At 67.0% G+C, this 16,536-nt stretch carries 11 protein-coding genes and 1 other RNA gene; 2 read left to right on the top strand and 10 right to left on the bottom strand.

The window, feature by feature from the left end; genetic code table 11:
- The first annotated feature begins 89 nt into the window (after positions 1-89).
- The gene (gene hrpA, locus AC1PLA_RS15535; RefSeq protein ID WP_481104881.1) at positions 90-4,211 is read left to right on the top strand and encodes an ATP-dependent RNA helicase HrpA; all 4,122 of its coding nucleotides are present in this window, start codon (positions 90-92) and stop codon (positions 4,209-4,211) included.
- Between the two features lie 109 nt (positions 4,212-4,320).
- On the opposite strand, the gene AC1PLA_RS15530 is transcribed toward hrpA, so the two are convergent.
- From AC1PLA_RS15530 to pqqA, 10 genes are all read right to left on the bottom strand, one after another.
- A non-coding RNA gene (locus AC1PLA_RS15530) (sX9 sRNA) lies at positions 4,321-4,395 on the bottom strand.
- A gap of 61 nt (positions 4,396-4,456) precedes the next feature.
- On the bottom strand, positions 4,457-7,093 hold the full coding sequence (locus AC1PLA_RS15525) for a TonB-dependent receptor (RefSeq protein ID WP_481104880.1): 2,637 nt from the start codon (positions 7,091-7,093) through the stop codon (positions 4,457-4,459).
- Positions 7,094-7,195: 102 nt separating this feature from the next.
- Positions 7,196-8,230 carry a glucokinase family protein gene (locus AC1PLA_RS15520; RefSeq protein ID WP_481104879.1) on the bottom strand — a complete coding sequence of 345 codons (1,035 nt, stop codon included), beginning with the start codon at positions 8,228-8,230 and terminating at the stop codon, positions 7,196-7,198.
- A 331-nt stretch (positions 8,231-8,561) separates the two neighbouring features.
- Complete coding sequence (locus AC1PLA_RS15515; protein ID WP_481104878.1) at positions 8,562-10,076, bottom strand: PhoPQ-activated pathogenicity-related family protein; 1,515 nt, start codon at positions 10,074-10,076, stop codon at positions 8,562-8,564.
- A 60-nt stretch (positions 10,077-10,136) separates the two neighbouring features.
- Complete coding sequence (locus AC1PLA_RS15510) at positions 10,137-10,649, bottom strand: hypothetical protein (protein ID WP_039519558.1); 513 nt, start codon at positions 10,647-10,649, stop codon at positions 10,137-10,139.
- A gap of 62 nt (positions 10,650-10,711) precedes the next feature.
- Positions 10,712-11,851 carry a pyrroloquinoline quinone biosynthesis protein PqqE gene (pqqE, locus tag AC1PLA_RS15505; protein WP_481104877.1) on the bottom strand — a complete coding sequence of 380 codons (1,140 nt, stop codon included), beginning with the start codon at positions 11,849-11,851 and terminating at the stop codon, positions 10,712-10,714.
- A complete protein-coding gene (pqqD, locus tag AC1PLA_RS15500; RefSeq protein ID WP_184518208.1) occupies positions 11,848-12,126 on the bottom strand; it encodes a pyrroloquinoline quinone biosynthesis peptide chaperone PqqD in 279 nt (92 codons plus the stop codon). The genes pqqE and pqqD overlap by 4 nt, the downstream gene beginning before the upstream one ends.
- Positions 12,123-12,875 carry a pyrroloquinoline-quinone synthase PqqC gene (gene pqqC / locus AC1PLA_RS15495; RefSeq protein ID WP_349779891.1) on the bottom strand — a complete coding sequence of 251 codons (753 nt, stop codon included), beginning with the start codon at positions 12,873-12,875 and terminating at the stop codon, positions 12,123-12,125. Before pqqC ends, pqqD begins: the two co-directional genes overlap by 4 nt.
- Positions 12,872-13,771, bottom strand: a complete 900-nt coding sequence (gene pqqB, locus AC1PLA_RS15490) for a pyrroloquinoline quinone biosynthesis protein PqqB (protein WP_481104876.1) — start codon at positions 13,769-13,771, stop codon at positions 12,872-12,874. Before pqqB ends, pqqC begins: the two co-directional genes overlap by 4 nt.
- Positions 13,772-13,837: 66 nt before the next feature.
- Entirely contained in the window at positions 13,838-13,918 is an 81-nt protein-coding gene (gene pqqA, locus AC1PLA_RS15485) for a pyrroloquinoline quinone precursor peptide PqqA (RefSeq protein WP_002812057.1), read from the bottom strand.
- A gap of 290 nt (positions 13,919-14,208) precedes the next feature.
- Here pqqA and AC1PLA_RS15480 point away from each other — a divergent pair, with 290 nt between their 5' ends.
- Complete coding sequence (locus AC1PLA_RS15480) at positions 14,209-16,392, top strand: RelA/SpoT family protein (RefSeq protein ID WP_349779889.1); 2,184 nt, start codon at positions 14,209-14,211, stop codon at positions 16,390-16,392.
- Positions 16,393-16,536: the final 144 nt, after the last annotated feature.

The raw sequence follows: 16,536 nt of genomic DNA, 5'->3' as shown, positions 1-16,536 counted from the left end.
TGGATGGTCCTCCTGAGGAAACTGATATCGGGTCACAATAGACAGGCTAAAGGATCTCTTGTCATTCAATCTTTCACATTTTTCCATCAATGAGCGCTATCGACACCGACCTTGCCAACACCTTGCGTGAGCGCCGCCGCGCCGTCGATGGCGCGATGAGCCGCGACCGTGGCCGGCTGCTCGGTCTATGGTCGCGCTGGCAAGGCAAGCCCGGCAACCCGCAGGTGCGCGAGGCCTTCGAGCAGGCGCTGGCGGCATCGCAGGCGCAACGTCAGGCGCGCGCTGAGCAGCAGCCGGCCATCACACTCGATGAGCAACTGCCGATCGCGCGCGAGGCCGAGCGCATCATCGCGCTGATCCGTGACCATCAAGTGGTTGTCATCGCCGGCGAAACCGGCTCGGGCAAGACCACCCAGCTGCCCAAGCTGTGTCTGGCGGCCGGGCGCGGTGCGGCCGGCATGATCGGCTGCACCCAGCCACGCCGGATCGCCGCGCGCGCGGTGGCGGCGCGCGTGGCCGAGGAGCTGAAGACGCCGTTGGGCACCACGGTGGGCTTCCAGGTGCGCTTCACCGACCGGGTCGGCGAGCAGTCGCGGATCAAGTTCATGACCGACGGCATCCTGCTGGCCGAGATCGCCAGCGACCGCTGGTTGTCGGCCTACGACACCATCATCGTGGACGAGGCACACGAACGCAGCCTCAACATCGATTTTTTGCTGGGCTATCTCAAGCAGTTGCTGCAAAAGCGCTCCGATCTGAAGTTGATTGTCACCTCGGCCACCATCGATACCGAGCGCTTCGCCCAGCATTTCGACAATGCGCCGGTGATCGATGTGGAAGGCCGCACCTTCCCGGTCGAAGTGCGCTACCGGCCGCTCGAAGGCGAGGCCGGCGACACTGAAGACGGCGAGCGTGGCAATGGCCGCGATGGCGAACGCACCGTCAACGATGCGATCGTGGCGGCGATCGACGAGATCACCCGCATCGATCCGCGTGGCGACGTGCTGATGTTCCTGCCCGGCGAGCGCGAGATCCGCGATGCGCACCAGTCGCTGGAACGGCGCAAGTACCGCGAAACCGAAGTGGTGCCGCTGTACGCGCGGCTGTCGGCGGCCGACCAGGACCGCGTGTTCAACCCGGGGCCGCGTCGGCGCCTGGTGCTGGCCACCAATGTGGCCGAAACCTCGCTGACGGTGCCGCGCATCCGTTACGTGGTGGACCCGGGTTTTGCGCGGATCAAGCGCTACAGCCCGCGCCAGAAGCTGGACCGGCTGCATATCGAGCCGATCTCGCAGGCCAGCGCCAACCAGCGCATGGGCCGCTGCGGGCGCATTGCCGAGGGCATCTGCTACCGCCTGTATGCCGAAGCGGACTTTGCCGCGCGGCCGGCATTCACCGATCCGGAAATCCGCCGCTCGTCGCTGTCGGGCGTGATCCTGCGCATGCTGCAACTGGGGCTGGGGCGGATCGAGGATTTCCCTTTCCTGGAAGCGCCGGACGAGCGTGCGGTCGCCGATGGCTGGCAGCAGTTGCTCGAGCTGGGCGCGATCGACGGCAACCGCCGCCTGACCGCGACCGGCCGCCAGATGGCGCGCCTGCCGGTGGACGTCAAGCTGGCGCGCATGCTGGTGGCTGCGCAACAGCACGGCTGCCTGCGCGAGATGATCATCATCGCCGCCTTCCTGGGCATCCAGGATCCGCGCGAGCGCCCGCCCGAGGCACGCGAAGCGGCCGACAACGCGCATGCGCTGTTTGCCGATGCACGCTCGGAATTCGTCGGCATCCTGCGCTTGTGGGAGGCCTACCGACAGGTGCACGAAGATCTCACCCAGTCCAAGCTGCGCGACTGGTGCAACCGGCATTTTCTCGGCTTCCTGCGCATGCGCGAATGGCGCGAGCTGCATCGGCAGCTGCGCCTGTTGTGCGAAGAGCTGGGTTGGAGCGAAGAGCCGGCCACCGCGATGCTGGCGCCATTGCTGGCCGGTGCCAGCGCGCCTGCGCGCGAGGATGGGCACAACGCCAACCGGCCCACGCGTGGGCAGCTGCATCGCGCTGCGCGGCTGGCGCGCGAAGGCAAGCCGGATCCGAACGCGCCACCTGCACAACCCACCTCTGCCGCTGCCGCCAAACAGGCCGAAGCGGCCGAAGCCACGGCACGCACCAGTGAGCGCGAACGTGCAGCGGCGTATCAGGCCCTGCACCGCGCGCTGCTGGCCGGCTTGCCCACGCAGATCGGCCATCGCACCGAAAAAGGCGACTTTCTCGCCGCGCGGCAACGCCGGTTCGTGCCGTTCCCCGGCTCGGCATTGGCACGCAAGCCGCCGCCGTGGATTCTGGCCGCCACGCTGCTGGACACGCAAAAAGTCTGGGGCATGACCAATGCCGCGATCGAGCCGGACTGGGCGATCGCCGAGCTGGGACACCTGCTGGCACGCAAGCATTTCGACCCGCATTGGTCGCGTGCGCAGGGGCAGGTGGTGGCGTCCGAACAGATCAGCCTGTTCGGCCTGGTGCTGGCGCCGAAGAAGCCGGTCCATTTTGGCAAGATCGACCCGGCCGGCGCGCATGACCTGTTCGTGCGCCAGGGCCTGGTCACGGGCGAGATCAATACGCGTGCGGCGTTCATCGCCGACAACCTCAAGGTGCTGGAACAGGCGCGCGAAGAAGAAGCCAAGCTGCGCCGCGCCGGCATCGTGGCCGACGAAGACTGGCAGGCGCGCTGGTATCTGGACCGCATCCCGGCCGAACTGCATTCGGCCAGCGGGCTGGATGCGTGGTGGAAAACCCTGCCGCCGGACAAGCGCCGCAGCCTGCACTGGAGCTTGAATGACCTGTTGCCGGGCGAAGGCAGCGAGGCCGATCGTTTTCCGAAGTATTTCCCGCTGGGCGATGCGCGGTTGCCGCTGCATTACCGCTTCGAGCCGGGCGCCATCGATGACGGGGTGACGCTGGAGGTGCCGCTGCACCTGCTCAACGCGCTGGATCCGGCGCGGCTGTCGTGGCTGGCGCCGGGCTTCGTTGCCGACAAGGCATCGGCCTTGATTCGCAGCTTGCCCAAGGCGCAGCGGCGCAATTATGTGCCGGCCCCGGATTTCGGGCGCGCGTTCTACGAGGCCTACAGCATCGCCTCGGCCGATGACATCCGCGGCGAGCTGGCGCGCTTTCTGACCAAGACCACCGGTACGCAGGTGGCGGCGCTGGATTTCGACGAAGAGTCGCTGGACACGCATCTGCTGATGAACCTGCGCCTGCGCGATGACGACGGCAAGGTGCTGGCCGAGTCGCGCGATCTGGATGGATTGCGCGCCCGCTTTGGCGAGCGTGCCGGCCAGGCCTTCGCCGCGCGTGCAGGGCGCGCGCTGGCTGCCGAGGGCTTGCGTGATTTTCCGTCCACGCCGATTCCCGAACAGGTTGCCGGCGAAGCCGGCGTGCCGGCCTATCCGGCGCTGGTGGATCAGGGCGACGACGCGGCGTTGCGCATCTTTGCCGACCGCAACGAGGCGGCGCAGGCGCATCCGCGCGGCGTGCGCCGGCTGCTGGAAATCGCGCTGGCCGACAAGATCAAGCAGGCGCGCAAGCAGTTGCCGGTGTCGCCCAAGACCGGCCTGCTGTACGCGGCGATCGAATCGCAGGAGCGCCTGCGCGGCGATCTGGTCGATGCCGCGCTCAACGCGGTGCTGGCTGATGGTCTGGGCGCGATCCGCGACCCCGGCGCCTTCGCGCAGCGCCGCGACGAGGCGGTCAAGCGGCTGTTCGGCGAGGCGATGGAACGGCTCAAGCTGGCCGAAAGCATTCTCGCCGCGGTGGCCGAGCTCAAGCCCCTGCTGGAAGCGCCGTTGATGGGCTGGGCGCGCGGCAACTTGGACGATATGGAGCAGCAGCTGCGTGCGCTGGTGCACGCCGGTTTCCTGCGCGAGACACCCGCCGAGGCGCTGGCCAATTACCCGCGCTATCTCAAGGCGATGATCCTGCGAACAGAGCGCGCCAAACGCGATCCGGCCCGCGACCAGGCGCGCATGCTCGAACTCAAGCCGTTCGTGGATGCATTGGACCAGGCGGCTGCGCGCGGTCTGCAGCAACGTGATGAATGGCAGTCGCTACGCTGGGACCTGGAGGAATTGCGCGTGTCGGTATTCGCGCAGGAGCTGGGTGCCAAATCGGGCGTGTCGGCGAAGAAGCTGTCGCAGCGGGTGGCCGCGTTGCGCAACTGACTGGTGCCGGAGGCGCTGGTGACGACGGCTTGCCGCCATCGCCATCGCGTTGTGTCGGCGCTGGTCCTGCCACCGACTGGCCACTCAGGCCGAGCACTGCGCTTTGAGCGGTGAACGCAACCCAGCGCGCAGTGGTCAGCTGGGCGTGGACGGTGCCGGGAACCGGCGTGTACGCCCGGTACATGCCGGTTCCGGATATTGGCCGCACCGCCTGGCGGTGCGCGCCGTCCGGTTGCCAGCCGCTGTCAGAATTTCATGTGCAGGGTTGCCATGTATCGGCGCCCGCTCTTGTAGCGGCCGGCCAGATGGTCGGTGTTGCCGAGATACTGCAGGTATTGTTCGTCCAGCAGGTTCTGCGCGTCGATCTGCAGCGACCAGTTCGGGCTGAACGCATAGCCGATGCTCGCGCCGAGTTCGGCGTAGTCATCCACGCTTGCCGGCGCGGCGCCGGCCACGTAACCGCCGGCCAGATAGCTGTCGCGCCAGTTGTAGGTCAGCCGTGCGTTGAGCGGGCCTTTTTCGTAGTACGGGCTGACTGCCACGCTGTTGCGCGACTGGTAGGGCAGGGCGTCGCCGGTGTTGTTTTCGCCATTGGCGTAGGTGTAGTTGGCGGTCAGGCCGAAGCCGCTGTCGCCGAACGGCTGCTGGAACGCGATGTTGAAGCCCTTGACCTTGCCATCGCCGGCATTGCGTGGCCGCTGGATGCTGTAATCGCAATAGCCATCGGCGCTGCAGCCGTTGCTGCCGAGCAACTGCGCCCAGCTCTGCGGCGCGGTATCGCGCAGCGCGTTGTACTGGCGCTCCACGCTGGCACTGGTGTCGATGTAGTTGTCGATCTTCTTGTAGAACAGCGACCACGCCACCACCGACTGCTGCGCGAAGTAATACTCGGCCGACAGGTTGAAGTTCCAGGATTCGTACGGCGACAGCTCGGCATTGCCGCCGCTGCCGGTCAGCGTGGTGTCGTTGAGGAAGGTGTTGTTGACCATCTGGTTGTACGGTGCCCAGGCGATCACCTTGGCTGCGGCAAAACGGAACACCCAATCGTCGGCGGCCTCGTAGGACAGCGTGAGCGAGGGCAGCAGGAAATCCTCCTTGCGCGTGCGGGTCTGCCACAGGCTGTCGGCGTTCTGCAGTGTGGGCGTGCCGCTGTAGACGAAGCCGCTGCCCTCGGTTTTCGAATCGACATAACGCAGCCCGAGATTGCCGCGCAGGCCGCCGCCGGAGAAGTTCAATTGCGCATAGGCGGCGTTATTGGTCTGCTGCAGCGCCCAGGTGTTGTTGAGGTAGCTGGCCGGATCCGGCGCGCCGTAGTCGACCGGGCTGTTACGGATCCAGTTCAGCACGTTGTTGCGGCCTGCCTGCACATGCCGGCCGTGGTCCGGATAGAAATCCTGCAGATCGGTCAGCCCGATCGTGCCCACGTCGGCTAGCGTGCCCGGCGTCACGCCGCCATAGACGTTGAGCTCGAAGCGCTCCTCATGCTTGCCATGGCGCACGCCCAGCAGCAGTTGGTTGAACACGCTGTCGAACTGCAGATTCAGATCGAGTTGGCCGTAGGTGTCCTTGCTTTCGGTGGAAAAGATGCCGTTATTGCCGAACCAGCCGCCGGCCGAGCCCCAGTTGGCCGGATCGCGCGCGCGCGCCGGATCGTCGAAACGGATGCCGCGCCGCGTGTCCCAGCTGAAGCCGCCGTTGTAGAACGGCTCGATGAAATACTGCGACAGGTCCTTGTTCTCGGATCTGCTTTGGCCCACCTGCCCATTCAATCCCCAGCCATCGCCGCGGAATGCGCCGCGCAGGTCCAGGCCCTTGGTAGTGACTTCCGATTCGCGCACGTTGTTGTCGTAGATCACGGTGCCGCCGAGCGGGTCGGCATTGGCGCCGGAATGCCCGCTGGTCACCACGCCATTGCGCAGGCCGCCGAGTTGGTCCACCGCCGCCACCGTGCCGGCATTCCAGGTCAAAAAGCTGTACATCGACTGGTTGTAGTTGTCGAAGTTCTCGTTGATGTACAGGCCGCTGAGGTTGAATTCCAGCGCCTGGCTGGGCTTGAGCTGCAGGTTGACCACGGCGCTGTCGCGCTCGCGATCCTGCTGGAACCAGGCCGCGTTGATCGAGTTGGGCACGTCCGCATCGGCGGGCACGCCGCCTGCGGCATTGGCGAAGGTGCTGGCCGGCGCGTAGCCGAACACTTCCATGCCGCGACGATCGACGCGTTCTTCGTAATGCTGCGCCGACACCGCGATGCCGAAGGTGTCGGCCGCGTTCTTCCAGCTATACAGCAGCGCCGCGTTCGGTTTGCCCTCGCTGGCCTGCGCACTGTAGCTGTAGCCGATGGAGGCGGCCACCTCGTTGACGTCCAGGTCCAGCGGTTGCCGGGTGTGCATCAACACGGTGCCGCCCAGGCTGCCTTCGGTCAGGCGCGCTTCGGAGGATTTGAGGATTTCCGCGCGGCCCAGGATCTGCGGCGCCAGCAAGGTGTAGTCGAATCCGCGGCTGGGTTGCTCGCCGTAGAGCCAGATCGCCTGCGCCACCGGATGGCCGTCCAGGAAGGACAGATTGAGGCTGGGGTCGGTGCCGTCGATGCTGACGCGCTCGCCCTGGCCAAAGCGCCGGTCCAGGGTGACGCCGGGAATCTGCGACAGCGCCTCGGCCACGTTGGTGCTTGGAAACTTGCCGATGTCTTCGGCGGTGATGGCTTCGGAAATGCCGGCGTTGTTGCGTTTGGTGTCGAGCGATTTTTCCAGGCTGGCACGGATGCCGACCACCTGCACGGCATCCAGATCGGTAGCCTGTCGGTCGACCGCGTCCTGGGCTTGCGCAGCGAATGCCAGCGACAACGCGATCGCGCTGGACAGCAGGGTGGTGCTGTATTTCATGATGTCTCTCCTCATCACGCACAGGGATGGACGGCGGGCTGCTGCTCGCCGGATGCGGGGTCTTGCAGACGCGCGCTCGGGACCGAGCGCGTGGTGGATCGCTTACGTCAGGTCAGCGTGGTGTTGCAGATACCAGTTGGCCGCGCCGAGCACGCCCAGTTGCCCGTGCTCGACCAACTTGACCGGAATGCGTTCGAGCACCACGCGCATGCGTCCCTTGGCCAGAAAACGCTCGCGAAAACGGCTGTTCTGCAGGAACGGCCCGATCGTCGGCAAAAAGCCGCCGGCCAGATAGATACCGCCGGCGGCGCCATAGGCCAGCGCCATGTCGCCGACCGCGCTGCCCAGGATGGCGCAGAAGACCTGCAGGCAATCGCGTGCCAATGCATCGTCTTCGTGCAGCGCGGCATGCGTGATCGCGGCCGGCAGCCGATGGCGGGGCGTGGCGCCCTGCAGTTCGCACAGGGCGTTGTACAGATGCAGCAGGCCGGGCCCGGACAGCACATGTTCGAGCGGCAGATAGCGCTCGCCACGCAACAGGATCCGCAGCACCTGCAGTTCCATCTCGTCGTTGCTGGCCAGGGCAACCTGACCGGCCTCGGTGGCGAGCACGATCGCGCGTGGCTTGGCATCGATCCAGACCGCCGCACCCAGCCCGGTACCGGGGCCGACCACCAGGATCGGGCCGCTGGCGCGCGCATGCCGCGGCGTCGGCCCGCTCAGTTGCAGCGCGGCGCGTTGTTCCATCAGCGGTGCGGCGTAGGCCACCGCTTCGAAATCGTTGACCAGGTGCACGTTGGGCACGGCAAGCGCGGCGCGAATGCGGCCAGGCGAAATCGTCCACGGCAGGTTGTTGCTGATGAAGCTGCCATCGTCCAGCGCCACCCCGGCACTGGCGATCACCACCGCCTCGATGTCGCGCCGTTGCTGCAGGAAGTCGGCAAGGATGGCGTCCAGACTGGCGTGTTCGGCGCAGCGGTAGGTGCGGTAATGCGACAACTCGGTCGCAGCAGTACCTGCCCGGGCGATGTGGCCGACCCGCACATGCGTGCCACCCACGTCGGCCGCGATGAAGCCGGTGGCAACCGGTGCGGTGGGCAAGCCAGAAGCGAGAGCAGAACGCGAAGTCGCAGCCACGTGCAGTCCTTTGGAGTCGTCCGAGCGGCCAATGCGATCGGCGAGTAGCGGCCTGTGTAGAAGTTGGTGACAACGATGTCAATGGTTCAGTCGGGTTGGATCGATCTTGCTGGCGGACTCAAGTGCAAAATCGCCCATTTCAGGGCTGTCTGCACGGGCGTGATTGCGCAGTGCGGAAGCGCGCGCACGCGCCGCTGCGCTGGCGCAACGGTCGCGTCTGTTGTCGCCATCTGGACGCTGAGCGGCGCTGGCATCGCCCCGCGACATCGACACTGCTTCGGCGGTGGCTACCGCCAGCCTGGCTGCGTCAGCGCTCCGTGCATTCGCTGGCTCAGCGCGCAGCCGCCGCAGAGGCCACGCCTGGCAAGGTGCTGCAGGCCGCGCCGTCGCTGGGTGGCGCCTGCGTCGGGTAGCGCTGCTTGCCGAGCACGTAGGTCTGGCTGGTGGTGACGAAGCCGTCCGCATAGGTGGCTTCGACGAAGTGCGCGCTCCAGCCGGCATCGGGAATCTGCACCGGTACCGACACCGTGTTGCCGCGTGCAGGTGTGATCGGCGTGGCGCTGTAACGAATGCCGCAGGCATAGCGGAAATCGCGCGCTGCCGGGTTGCTCGCCTGCCACAGACGCAACTGCGCAGGGCGCTCGGACGACTGGAAGCGGATCTGCGGGTGTTCGCCTGCGTGCAGGGAATCGCGCACCTTTGGCAATGCACGCTGCTGCTGCAGCCGGGTCACGAAGGGCACCAGGCTGTCGACGATGGAGGCGCGGATGCCGTTATGCGCGCTGTTGGGCACCATGCGCAGCGCCTTGCTGCCGGGCAGCGCGTCGTAGAAGAACTGCGTGTTGTCCGGCAGGAAGAAATCGTCGCCGCTGGCATTGACGATGTACTTGGGCACGGCCAGGCGTTTGCGCTGCGGCGTGTGCAGATAACTCAGCGGGTCCTGCAGTTGCACCAATTGCGCAAATGCCGGCGTGTGCAGCTGCGCGGTGATTCCCTGCCTAGCGTAGGCGCCGAACGCGATCGGCCAGTTGCCGCCATAGGCCCGGGACATGTGCTCGAGCACGGCCGGCAGATTGAGGATGTCGATCACGAACGGCACCACGGCCTCCACGCGCGCATCGGCGATGGTGGCGTGCCAGCTCGCCCAGCCACGCTTGGAGGCGCCGGCGAGGATGAAGCGATGAATCTGCAACGGCGCCAATTCGCGTTCGGCCAGGCTCATGGTGCGCGCGATCGCCGCGGCCATCGGCACGTGCAGCGGCATGGTCTTGCGTCGTTGCGGCGAAGCCAGGAACAGCGACCAGCTGTAGGCGACGCTGTCGTCTTCGCGGCGCGGCGTGCCATCGTTGCGATAGGTCAATGCCTGGCTGGGCAGATCGCCGAGCGCGATCACCACGGTGCGGCTGCGTTGCGCCAATGCCGCGAGGGCCTCGGGCGGCAATTCGCTGGACGGTTGTGGCGCGCCGCCATCGGCCGGTTGGCGGGTGCCATTGGTGGAGATCAGCAGCGCACGCGTCGGCAACGCATCCGCCGGGACGTAGATCGCCACATCGTGCTGCCAGCTGGCCGGCTGCACCAGGTCCTCCGGCGACCACTGCTGCGAGGTCAGCAGGTAATCGCGCCTTTCGACGCCGCCCACCATGCTGGTGGCCACGCGCCGGTAGACCAGCGGTTGGCGCTCGATGGCATCGTGATAGCACACCAGCGCCTGGTCGATGCCGACTTCGGGCGCATCAGCGCATTGTTGCGCTGACAGGGGGGGCGTGGCCGCATCTGCAGGCGCAACGCCTGCGAGCCAGGCCAGCGACGCCAGCAGCGCCAGGCTGCAACGTGTCATCGAACGCATGCGTGTTCTCCGATTGGCCTGCTCAGTCTGCGGTGGTGGGCCGGCAATGCCCGGACGCGCTTACTTGACCCGGCGCACCTTGGCCTGCGTGTTGTAGCCCTCGATCTGCAGATACCACACGCCGACCAGACCCGGCTTGATCTTGACCTTGGGGGCCTCCTTGCGCACGCCCGACAGCGTCGCAGCGTCGGTCTGCTCCCAGTCCTGGCCATTGGCCAGCGTGTACACGCGCCCCTTCGAAAAGCCCTTGAACTCGCCGACGATGTTGCTCTCGATCGGCTCCTTGCTGCCGAAATCGAAGAAGCCGCGGTTCTTGACGATCACTTCCTGGCGGCCGGCTTCCTTGGCCTGTTCGACCACGACCGCGGCTTCCTTGGCCACCTTGCCCTGCAGCCAGTCGTTGAGCGCGGCCAGTTCGCCGGCATCGAGCTTGTCCAGGCCGGCGGCCTTGAACTGTTCGGCGCTCATCTGCGATTGCAGGTCGCCCTGCACCGCGCGCTGCGCGAGGGCCGGAGCGGCGTTCAGGGCGAGGGTCAGGCAGACCAGCAAGGGAATGCGGCGCGCGAGCGACATGAATGCCATCCGATCAGAAGAGGCGGCTAGTGTAGACGCTAGCCCGCGCCTGCCGCAGCCGGCTATGGCGCGTCGGCGGTTCGTGCATCTGCGCTGGCCGAAGCCACGCGTTCGGGGCGGCCGGGGCGGCGGTAGACGAACTCCGGCGGCAGTGCGGCCGCCTCGCGTTCGGCGGTGACGCGCACCTCGGCATGCCGCGGCGAGCGTTCGCAGACCGGGTCCAGCGTGGCGGCATCGCCACTGAGCGCCAGCGCCTGGCAGCGGCAGCCGCCCCAGTCGATCTCGCGCTTGGGGCAGCCCTGGCAGACCTCCGGCATCCATGCGGTGCCGCGGAAGCGCACGAAGGCCTCGCCGTTGTTCCAGATGTCGGCCAGCGACCGCTCGCGCAGGTTGTCAAAGCGCATGCCGTCGATAGTTTCGGCCGCATGGCAGGGCAGCACATCGCCGCGCGGGGAGATATTGACGAAGCGCTGGCCCCAGCCGCCCATGCACGGCTTGGGCTGGCGCGCGTAGTAATCGGGGGTGACGAAGTCGATCGCCAGGCGGTCGCCGAGCTCGCGGCGGGCGGATTCCACCGCGTCAATCGTGGCCATCAGCTGCTCGCGGCTGGGCATCAGCGCGGCACGATTGCGCAGGCCCCAGCCGTAGTACTGGGTGTGCGCCACTTCGATGCGCTCGGCCTGCCATTCCAGCGCCAGCGCGATCATGCCGGGCACGCGCTCGGCGTTATGGCGATGCAGCACCGCATTGAGCGTCAGCGGCAGGCCGCGCGCACGCACGGCGGCGGCGAACTCGCGCTTTTTTGCCAGGCTGTTGCGATAGCCGGCGATACGGTCGGCACCGGCCGGGTCGACGTCCTGCACGCTCAGCTGCACATGCTCCAGTCCGGCCGCCTGCAACTGGTCCAGCATCGGCTCGCCGCCGGCCACGCCGGAGGTGATCAGGTTGCTGTACAGCCCGAGCGCGCGCGCATGCGCCACCAACTCGGGCAGGTCCTTGCGCAGCATCGGCTCGCCGCCGGAAAAATGCGCCTGCAGCACGCCCATGTCGGCGGCCTGCTGCAGCAGCGAGCGCCAGCCGGCGGTGTTCATTTCCTCGCGCAGCGCCGCCAACGCGATCGGGTTGGAGCAATACGGGCAGGCCAGCGGGCAGCGATGGGTCAGCTCCAGCAGCACCGACAGTGGCGGCGGGGCGACGGTCATAGCCGCAGCAGACGCTTCTGATGCAGCGTGGTGGTGAGCTCGATCACATCAATCTCGATATCAGCCGCGTCGGCATCGAATTCGCCTGCCAGTTCCTGCGCGATCTGCGCCAGCGAGCGCGTGCCGTCATAGCGCTGCGCCACCACCAGTGCGATCTCGTCCAGCTCGACCACGCGTTCCGGCGCCAGCAGCACCCATTGGTCACGCGCGCGGTCGTGCTGCAGGCGCACGCCTGCGCGCAGGGCCGGCTGGCTGTCGCGGGTGATGCTGCTCACGCCGCGGCCCGGCTGGCGTCGCGGTCGGGCACGAACGCATCCGGCCACACGATGCCCGGGGCGACGTAGGCCACGTGCAATGCGTCCAGCTGCGCCCACAGCACCGAGCACTTGAAGTGCAGCGCGGCCTTGACCAGGGCCTGTTTTTCGACGGTATCGGCGTGCTGCTTGACGTAGTCCAGCGCAAAATCCGAATCGCGCGGCGCCTCGGTCAGACGATGCTCGAAATAGGCCAGCGCTTCGGGCGAGACGAAGTCGTAATGCTTGAGCATGCCGGCCACGCGCCGGCCGATGATGTTGGGGGCGAACAGCTCGGTCAGCGAGGAGGCGATCGCCTCAAGCAGGTTTTTTTCGCGCACGAACTGCAGGTAGGCCTGCACCGCGAAACGGGTGCCGGGCAGCAGCGCACGGCCGGATTCCACCAGCGTGCGCTCCAGGCCGAGCGCGTCGGTCAGGTGCAGCCAGCGCGCGATGCCGCCATCGCTGGGGCTGTTGCCGTCGTGATCGAGAATGCGTTGCCGCCAGATCCGCCGCAACGCCGGGTCTTCCATGCGCGCCAGGATCGCGGCGTCCTTCAATGGAATGCAGCGCTGGTATTCGAAGCGGTTCAGCGCCCAGGCCTGGACCTGGCCGCGATCGAGCTTGCCCTCGTGCAGGAGCGCATGGAAGGGATGCTGGTCGTGGTACAGGCGGGCGCCGATGGCGCGCAGGTCCGCCTCCAGCTGGTCCGGGGTGAGCAGGGTGGTCACAGGGTGATCTCCAGGCCGTCGTGCGCGACTTCCCAGCCGCTGGCGCGCGCGCTGGCGTACTCCGGCGAGTGGATGTCGAGCACGGGATTGGTGGTGTTGAGGTGGATGAAGATCTTGCGCGCCACCTCCAGCGGAGCGAACGCGGCAATCGTGCCGTCGGGGCCGTCGATGCTCATGTGGCCCATGCGCTGGCCGGTCTTCTGGCTGATGCCCAGTTGCACCATTTCGTCGTCGCGCCACAGTGTGCCGTCGAAGAACACCAGTTCGGCGCCTTGCAGGCGCGCGCGCAGTGCATCGGTCATCGCCGCGCAGCCGGGAATGTAATGCACGCGGTGCTGGCCATCGTCGATGGTCAGCCCGAGGGTTTCCTCGTTGGAACCGGCCAGGTCGCCGCCGCTACGCGACTCCATGAACAGCGGCACCTTGCCGGGTACCGAGAATGGCGTCAGCTGCAGGCCCAGCAGCGACACCGGCGTGTCCAGCGCAAATGGCTGGCGCTGCACGTAGGCGGGATTGACCGCATCGAAGATGGGGTTTTGCGACAGCAGATCCAGCACGCGGCTGCTGGCATGCAGCGAGAACGCCTGGCTCTCGCGCATCGACAGCAATCCGGCGATATGGTCGATCTCGCCGCTGGTCAGCAGCACCGCTTTGATCGGCGAATGCCGCAAGTCACGCTGCGGCCAGAGTGCGGGCGTTGCAAGGATTTGTTGACGGAAGTCGGGGGAGGCGTTGATCAGGACCCAGCGCTGGCCATCGGCACTGACGGCGATGCTGGCCTGGGTACGACGCTGGGCACCATCGGCTTGTTGCCATGCCCGCCTGCTGGCGGGTGTGTGGCAATTCCACTGCGGGTGCCCACCGCCGGCCGCCGATCCCAGAACGATGATGCGCATGGAGAACTGTTACCTATCTGCCGGCGATTGCCGGTCATGCATCGGGAGGAGGGGCGGCAGGTGAGCTCAGAATTCGCCGGAGACGTAGCAGTTGATCTCGGCGCCACAATTGACTTCACGAACGACAGGCTTCTTCCAGGTCTTCATCGGCTACCTCGCAGTTGGTTGGAGTGACGTCGCCGCGGCAGGACGCAGCGACAACGCCACTGGAGGATAGGCAGGCGGTTTGGGCGAGTTGTAAAAAGCACGTAAAAAGCCGATTGAGCGTGCCGATTGGCCTGCAGCATTGCCGCACAAGCGGCGCACAGCGGTTGCGAATCAAGACGTTGGCGGGTGAACCGACCATAAGCGCAAGCACGCGGGATTGTGCCGACGATGCAGCGATTGCGCGTTGTGGAGAAGGTGACGCGCACGTTACCGTAGCTGTCAGCCCCCCGTTGTTGCCCATCGCCGTGTCCACCGCTGTGACCAGTTCCTCACTCGAGCGCCTGCATGCCTTGCTGCAGCGTCCCGCCATCGCGTCGATCGCGCCAGATCTGCGTGATGCCCTGGCGCAGGCCTGGCAGCAGTTGCCGGCGCCAAGCGAGGACGTGGCCTGGACGCTGCTCGCCGACACCCTGGACGCGCTGGCGCTGCTGGCCGCCGACGAGGCCACCTTGATTGCGGCATTGCTGTTCGACCTGCCGGCGTTGCGCGGCGCGATCGCCGGCCTGCCGTGGCAGCCGGCCGAGCGCCGGGTGGCGGTCGAAGGCCTGCTGGACGGGCTGGATGCGGCCGATCAGGTCTGGGCCCTGCACGCCGGTCGCGAGGCCGGGCGCAACAGCGAAGGTCTGCGGCGGCTGCTGCTGTCCATCATCCACGACCTGCGGGTGGTGCCGATCCTGCTGGCGCGGCAGTTGGCGCGCATGCGCGTGGCCGACCGCCTGAGCGAAGAACAGCGCCGCGCACTGGCCCAGCTCACCCGCGACATCCATGCGCCGCTGGCCAACCGGCTGGGCATCTGGCAGGTGAAGTGGGAGCTGGAGGACCTGGCGTTCCGGCATCTGGAGCCGGAGACCTACCGCCGCATCGCCCGCGAAGTGGACGAAACCCGCGTGGCGCGCGAGCGTTATCTGGACGCGGTCAAGCGCACCCTGTCGACGACGCTGGCCCAGCAGGGCCTGCGCGGGGAGGTGAGCGGGCGGCCGAAGCACATCTACAGCATCTGGCGGAAGATGCAGAAAAAGCGCCTTTCCTTTGACCAGCTGTACGACATCCGCGCGGTGCGGGTGATGGTCGATGACGTGGCCGCCTGCTATGCCGCCCTGGGGGCGGTGCACTCGCTGTGGGCGCCGGTGCCGAGTGAGTTCGACGATTACATCGCCCGGCCCAAGGCCAACGACTACCGCTCGCTGCATACCGCGGTGGTCGGCCCGGAAGGGCGCACGATCGAAATCCAGATCCGCACCCACGAGATGCACGCGCAGGCCGAGCTCGGCGTGGCCGCGCACTGGAAATACAAGGAAGGCGGCAAGGGCGGCGAAAAAGCCTTCGACCGCAAGATCCTGTGGATGCGCCAGTTGCTGGAGCAGGTGCAGGAAGGCGACCACGGCGAACTGGCCGGCGCGCTGGACGCCGAGCTGATCGAAGACCGCGTGTATGCGTTGACCCCCAAGGGCGAGGTCATCGACCTGCCGCAAGGCGCCACGCCGCTGGATTTCGCCTATCACGTACACACCATGGTCGGGCATCGCTGCCGCGGCGCGCGCGTCAACGACCGCATCGTGCCGCTGACCTACCGGCTGCGCAGCGGCGACCGCGTGGAGATCATGACCGCCAAGGAGGCCGACCCGCGGCGCGACTGGCTGCTGGCGTCCAATGGGTTCCTGGCCAGCGGGCGTTCGCGCGACAAGGTGCGCGCGTGGTTCCACAAGCTCGACCGCGCGCGCAACGTACAGGCCGGCAAGGACCTGCTCGATCGCGAGCTTAAGCGGCTGGGCCTGCAGCACGCCGACCTGAGCGTGGCCACGCGCAAGTTCCACGCCGAGAATGTCGACGACTTGTACATCCAGGTGGCGCTGGGCGATACCGGGCCCAACCAGGTCAGCCGTGCGCTGCTGGAAGCCGAGCGGGCCGCCTCGCAGCCGGCGGTGCCGGCGCCGCCACGGCCCACCGCGCGCCGCGACGGCCTGGGCAAGTCCAAGTTCACCGTGCAGGGCGTGGGCAATCTGCTGGTGCAGCTGGCACGCTGCTGCCAGCCGGTGGCGGGCGAGCCGATCGCCGGCTATCTGACCCGCGGCCGCGGCATCACCGTGCACCGCACCGATTGCGCGGCACTGTCGCGTCTGGCCGCGGCCCATCCGCAGCGCGTGTTGCCGGTGGAGTGGGGCCAGGCCGGCAGCGGCTACGAGGTGGATGTGCAGGTGCGCGCAGTCGACCGCCGCTGGCTGCTCAAGGACATCACCAACCTGATCGCGCAGGAGGACGCGCACGTGCTGGAAATCAACAGCGACAACGTGCGCGACACCGGCAGGGCGCAACTGCGCCTGCGCCTGAAGGTCAGCGACTACGACCAGCTGTCCAGCCTGCTTGGCAAGCTGGACGCCTTGCCTGGGGTGAGCGAGGTGCGGCGACTCGGTTGAGTGCGCCGCAGCCCGCCGGCGCCCATCGCCTGGAAACAGACCGCACCCACAGCAAACAAGGTGTGCCCGCTTCCCGCTTCCCGCTTCCGAATCCCGATTCCCGATTCCCGATTCCCGATTCCCGATTCCCGATTCCCCCAAGCC

The organism is Xanthomonas sp. NCPPB 1826, from assembly GCF_056725285.1.
Note: the sequence above shows the minus strand (reverse complement) of the source record. Positions and strands in the feature narration are given on the sequence as shown.

Coding starts and splice junctions, on each gene's coding strand:
- hrpA (WP_481104881.1), top strand. CDS start 90: ATGAGCGCTATCGACACCGACCTTGCCAACACCTTGCGTGAGCGCCGC.
- AC1PLA_RS15525 (WP_481104880.1), bottom strand. CDS start 7,093: ATGAAATACAGCACCACCCTGCTGTCCAGCGCGATCGCGTTGTCGCTG.
- AC1PLA_RS15515 (WP_481104878.1), bottom strand. CDS start 10,076: ATGCGTTCGATGACACGTTGCAGCCTGGCGCTGCTGGCGTCGCTGGCC.
- AC1PLA_RS15510 (WP_039519558.1), bottom strand. CDS start 10,649: ATGTCGCTCGCGCGCCGCATTCCCTTGCTGGTCTGCCTGACCCTCGCC.
- pqqE (WP_481104877.1), bottom strand. CDS start 11,851: ATGACCGTCGCCCCGCCGCCACTGTCGGTGCTGCTGGAGCTGACCCAT.
- pqqB (WP_481104876.1), bottom strand. CDS start 13,771: ATGCGCATCATCGTTCTGGGATCGGCGGCCGGCGGTGGGCACCCGCAG.
- pqqA (WP_002812057.1), bottom strand. CDS start 13,918: ATGAAGACCTGGAAGAAGCCTGTCGTTCGTGAAGTCAATTGTGGCGCC.